General features: G+C 66.9%; 5 protein-coding genes. 3 read left to right on the top strand and 2 right to left on the bottom strand.

The annotated features are described in order from the left end of the window. The 3 genes from EOA28_RS24680 to nhaA all read left to right on the top strand — a co-directional run. Window positions 1-520, top strand: a 520-nt coding sequence (locus tag EOA28_RS24680; protein ID WP_148670833.1) for an ATP-binding protein, incomplete at its 5' end; no start/stop codon positions are given. Window positions 521-745: 225 nt separating this feature from the next. Next, window positions 746-1,309, top strand: a complete 564-nt coding sequence (locus EOA28_RS24685; RefSeq protein WP_108703014.1) for an ActR/PrrA/RegA family redox response regulator transcription factor — start codon at window positions 746-748, stop codon at window positions 1,307-1,309. A gap of 344 nt (window positions 1,310-1,653) precedes the next feature. After that, on the top strand, window positions 1,654-2,847 hold the full coding sequence (gene nhaA / locus EOA28_RS24690; RefSeq protein WP_127249388.1) for a Na+/H+ antiporter NhaA: 1,194 nt from the start codon (window positions 1,654-1,656) through the stop codon (window positions 2,845-2,847). Here nhaA and EOA28_RS24695 read toward each other — a convergent pair. Both EOA28_RS24695 and EOA28_RS24700 read right to left on the bottom strand, forming a co-directional pair. Next, window positions 2,844-3,890 (bottom strand): RNA polymerase subunit sigma-70, encoded by a 1,047-nt coding sequence (locus EOA28_RS24695; RefSeq protein ID WP_127249389.1) that lies wholly within the window; start codon window positions 3,888-3,890, stop codon window positions 2,844-2,846. The genes nhaA and EOA28_RS24695 overlap by 4 nt on opposite strands. A gap of 42 nt (window positions 3,891-3,932) precedes the next feature. Continuing rightward, entirely contained in the window at window positions 3,933-4,679 is a 747-nt protein-coding gene (locus EOA28_RS24700) for an SDR family oxidoreductase (protein WP_128315378.1), read from the bottom strand. Window positions 4,680-4,957: the final 278 nt, after the last annotated feature.

Below are 4,957 nucleotides of genomic sequence, written 5' to 3' on the forward strand. Positions count from 1 at the left end.
GTCCTCGGAAGGCGAAGCGCATCTGTCGCGCATGCCGCTCACCTCGCTGATCGAGGAGGTGACGGCGCCGCACCGCGATTTCGGCATCTCGATCCGGCTGCGGCCCGGCGAGCGCATCGGCGCCGAGCCGGTCGGCCAGCGCAACCCCGGCGTCATCTACGGGCTCGGCAATCTGGTCGAGAACGCTGTCGATTTCGCCCGCAAGTCGGTCACCGTCAGCTGGAGCTGGGACAATGAGACGGTCACCTTCTCCATCACCGATGACGGGCCGGGGTTCCCGGCCGAGATCATCGACCGCATCGGCGAGCCCTATATGTCGACGCGCCAGGGCACGGAGGCGGGCGGCGGCCTGGGGCTTGGTCTGTTCATCGCCAAGACCTTGCTGGAACGGTCCGGCGCCACTATCGATTTCCGCAATTCGAGCGGGCTCGGCGAAGGCGCGGTGGTGCAGGTCGTCTGGCCGCGTGGCGTCTTCCTCAACCAGGATCAGGCTTCGGCCACCATGTTCGACAATGCGTAACCTTGGCTGGATGGTGCGTCGACCTTGCAAGCACCGCATGGCAGCTCTGTTGCCGGCTCTAAAAATTGGACATTGCTCTTGCGGGACTGTATCTGCGTAAAAGTGAAGCATGTCGCCCAAAATTGTGTCTGGAAAAGCGGCATGCCCGAAAAACATGGACTTCGAGCGCCTTCGCCGGAATTCGTTTCGACGGGTAGCGCTTTTGGTCAATAGGGTGCCGATAAGATGAGCGGAGACGAGACGGCTGGCGCAATGGTCGAGGGCGAGGACACCTCGCTGCTCATCGTCGAGGACGACAAGCCCTTTCTCACCCGGCTCGCCCGGGCCATGGAAACCAGGGGCTTCGTGGTCGAGACGGCGGAAAGCGTCGAAGAGGCTGTCGCCAAGGCGCGCGCCCATCCGCCGGCCTATGCGGTGGTCGACATGCGTCTCGGCGACGGCAACGGCCTCGATGTCGTTGCAGCCATCCGCGAAAAGCGCGACGACGCCCGCGCCATCATCCTGACCGGCTATGGCAACATCGCCACCGCGGTGACGGCGGTGAAGCTCGGCGCCATCGACTATCTCTCCAAGCCCGCCGATGCCGACGACGTCTTCGCCGCGCTCACCCGCACCTCCGGCGAACGTGCCGCGCCGCCGGAAAACCCGATGTCGGCCGACCGCGTGCGCTGGGAGCACATCCAGCGCGTCTACGAAATGTGCGACCGCAACGTTTCCGAGACGGCGCGCCGCCTCAACATGCATCGCCGCACCCTGCAGCGGATTCTCGCAAAGCGGGCGCCGCGTTAGGCATCGCTGAGCGCGCAGCATTATGCGCTACAGGTCGGTCTTGGTCCGGCTTGTAGTGAAGGAGCCAACCGCCAAAGCCGGCGCTGCCCCTCATCGCCCTACCGGGCACTTCTCCCCGTATAGTGACGGGGAGAAGGGGCTGGCCGCACCTCGGAGATTTAGCGAAATCCTAGGCGAGAGCGCATCTTCTCCCCGTTCCACGGGGAGAAGATGCCGGCAGGCAGATGAGGGGCAGCGCCGGCGTTCGGAAATGACAGATACGCCGCGACGATTGCCTTCGATGCTTGCCCGGCCGTTGAAGTTTGCGCATCATCGCGCCGCCGAAAGGGAAGTGAGGAGGAGAAATGCAGGCTTTGGATCAACGGCCGAAATTGATCCTGCGCGAATTCCTCGACGGCGAGGCCGCGGGCGGCATCATCCTGATGGCGGCCGCGGCCCTGGCGCTCATCGTCGCCAACTCGCCTTTGGCCGAGACCTATTTCGCCGTGCTCCACGCTTATCTCGGGCCGCTCAGCGTCTCGCACTGGATCAATGACGGGCTGATGGCGGTGTTCTTCCTGCTGGTCGGGCTGGAGATCAAGCGCGAGATGCTCGACGGGCAGCTCTCGACCTGGCCGCGCCGCGTGCTGCCCGGCATCGCCGCCGCCGGCGGCATGGTGGTGCCGGCGCTGGTCTATGTCCTGGTCAACCGCGACAATCAGGCGGCACTCTCCGGCTGGGCGATCCCCACCGCCACCGACATCGCCTTCGCGCTCGGCGTGCTCTCGCTGCTCGGCAGCCGTGTGCCGGCCTCGCTGAAAGTCTTCCTCACCGCTTTGGCCATCATCGACGATCTCGGCGCCGTCATCATCATCGCGCTGTTCTACACCAGTGGCCTGTCGCTCGCGTATCTGGCCGCCGCCTTTGCGGTTATCGCTCTGCTGGTCGTGCTCAACCGCATGCGGGCCATGAAGCTCTGGCCGTATCTCCTGCTTGGCGTCGTCCTGTGGGTGCTGGTGCTGAAGTCGGGCGTGCATGCCACGCTGGCCGGTGTCGCGCTGGCGCTCACCATCCCGCTGGAGCGGTCTCCCGGCATCAGCCACGATAAAGAACATTCGCCGCTGCACCGGCTGGAGCACGGCCTGCACAAGCTCGTACCGTTCCTCGTCATCCCGATCTTCGGCTTCGCCAATGCCGGCGTCTCGCTCGGGGACTTAAGCTTTGCAGCCCTTGTCGAGCCGCTGACGCTCGGCGTCGCCGCCGGCTTGGTTCTCGGCAAGCTGGTCGGCGTTTTCGGCTCCTCGGCGCTCGCCATCCGCTTCGGCCTCGCCGACCTGCCGGTCAATGCCGGCTGGCTGCACATGCTGGGCATTTCGCTGCTCTGCGGCATCGGCTTCACCATGAGCCTGTTCATCGGCCTGCTCGCCTTCGCCGCCGATCCGGCGCTCCAGGACGCGGTGAAGGTCGGCATCCTCGCCGGCTCGCTGGTTGCCGCGCTGCTGGGCGCCGCCGTGCTGCTGACGGCGCCCGCGGCCGGCGCGGATGAGGATGTGGACTAGACCCTTAAGGCAAGTGGCTCCGGCGGTAGGCCAAAGGCCTCGAACAGGGCGGGGCCGAGCGGCGGGACATAGATCGTCAGCGAGGCGATCTTGCCGTCGGTGTTTTCGATGACATGCAGCGAATGCGGCCGCCAGGTGGAATCCCGGCGGCCGAGCGCGTAGATGCCCACCGCCGGCTGGGCGTTGGCGCCGACGGCCACCGCCCGATAGCCGGCAAAATTGCCCCAGACGGTTCGAAGGAAAGCGCCGATCGCTGGGCGTCCATGGTACCATTCCCGCCAGGGCGGCATGTGGTAGACGGCGTCCTCGCGCAAAAGGTCGACAAGCCCCGCGAGATTGTCGGCCTGCCAGGCCTGCATATAGCGTTCGAGCAGCACGCCTTCGTCCGCGCTGGGCCGCGACCGCTGCGGCGGGCGCACTTGGCGGTTGCCCAGTGTCGTTCGGGCCCGCTGCAAGGCGCTGTTGATCGAGGCCGTAGTTCCGCCGAGCAATTGCGCGGTCTCGATGGCGGACCATCCGAGCACATCGCAAAGCAGGAGGGCCGCGCGCTGCCTGGGCGGCAGCAGCTGGATCGCTGCGACAAAGGCGAGCCGTACCGCCTCGCGAGCCTCGTAGCGCGCTTCCGGGCCGGGCCCGTCGTCGGCAATATCCGGCAGCTCCGCGTCCGGATATGGCTCCAGCCAGGCGAGTTCCGCGGTCGGGCCGCCGGTCGCGCCTCCTTCGGAGGGCGGCCGCCCGGGCTGCTCGAGAATGCGCCGCGCCGACGACCGTGCCTTGATCGCGTTGAGGCAGCTCTTGGTGGCGATCGCGTAGAGCCAGCCGCGCGCCGAGCCGCGCCCGTCGAATTGCGACCGCGCGCGCCAGGCCTTGAGGAACGTCTCCTGGACGAGATCGTCCGCCTCGTTGAGCGAACCCATCATCCGGTAGCAATGCAGTTTGAGCGCCCGGCGGTGGGCGACGCTCAGGCGTTCGAAGGCCAGCCGGTCGAGGACCGGCCGGCCTTGCCTATCTAAAGGCTCGAAGGGGCCGGAGGCGTCAGTCATGGGAAGCCCGGCGCGCTGAATTCGGCCGCCATCCTGCTCGCCTCACGCTGCTGCCGCAAGGCCGTTGCCGCTCACGGTAAAGGAACTGCCCTGCGGCTTGCCCGACGCGAGCTCGACCACTGCCCGTCCGACATCGTCCGGCGTCTGCATGTCGCTCAAGCTGGCGAGGAAGTCGGCCGGGCGGATGCCCATGTACGCGGCAATGCTGTCGATGCCGCGATCGCCGACCCCGGTGCCCGGCATGATGCGGGCCGGCGAAAGCGCCATGAAGCGCAGGCCGAGGCCGAGCTTGTCGGATTCCTTCTGGCAGTGGCCGGCCAGAAATATCTGCATGCGCTTGGCGCCGGCATAGCCGCCTGAATTCGGCGGGCCGCCGGTGACGGCGGCGCCGCTGGCAATCAGCAGCACGCGGGCTCCGGGCTTCAGCCGACCCTTGAGGGCTTCGCGGCAGAACAGGAACGATGCCTTGACATCCATTTCCCAATTCGCCGAGAAGACTTCCCAGCTCTGCTCCTGGATCGGCTCGGCAGCGGCGAGCGCCCCCGCGCAGACCACCAGCACGTCGGGCGCCAGCGCATTGAAAACCGCTTGCGGCGCGGCTTCCGCCGTCGCGTCCATGCTGAGGGTCTTCAAGCCCGGCCGTTCCCAGGCAAGCTGCTTCAGGTCGGCGGCGCCTCGGGCGACGGCAAGCACGGTCGCTCCCGCGCCAAGCGCGGCTTCCACGATCGCGCGGCCGACACCCCGGCTGCCTCCAACCACGACGACATTCTGATTTTGCAACGGTTTCATGTGATCACCTCTTTTCCGGGCCGCCGGCCATCCGGACGCGCCTGTAGGTGAAGACAATCGAGATCGGCGTAAATCATCGGTGCGAGACGAAAATTCTCGTCGGCCGCAGGCGGGGGTTCGCTTTGAGCCCTGGCTCGACGTCGGACGCCGATGGCAAGACGCCGGCGCTCAATCCTTGCGCGGAGGATCTACTCGCTCTCGCCGTCCAGCGCCGGCACCGCGACGCCGGCAAGCTCGGCTGCCAAGAGCCGCGCGGCGCCCGCCCGCGCGATCCGCAG

This window comes from Mesorhizobium sp. M2A.F.Ca.ET.067.02.1.1 (assembly GCF_004023285.1).
Lineage (GTDB): Bacteria > Pseudomonadota > Alphaproteobacteria > Rhizobiales > Rhizobiaceae > Mesorhizobium.

Coding starts and splice junctions, on each gene's coding strand:
- EOA28_RS24695 (WP_127249389.1), bottom strand. CDS start 3,890: ATGACTGACGCCTCCGGCCCCTTCGAGCCTTTAGATAGGCAAGGCCGG.
- EOA28_RS24700 (WP_128315378.1), bottom strand. CDS start 4,679: ATGAAACCGTTGCAAAATCAGAATGTCGTCGTGGTTGGAGGCAGCCGG.
- nhaA (WP_127249388.1), top strand. CDS start 1,654: ATGCAGGCTTTGGATCAACGGCCGAAATTGATCCTGCGCGAATTCCTC.
- EOA28_RS24685 (WP_108703014.1), top strand. CDS start 746: ATGAGCGGAGACGAGACGGCTGGCGCAATGGTCGAGGGCGAGGACACC.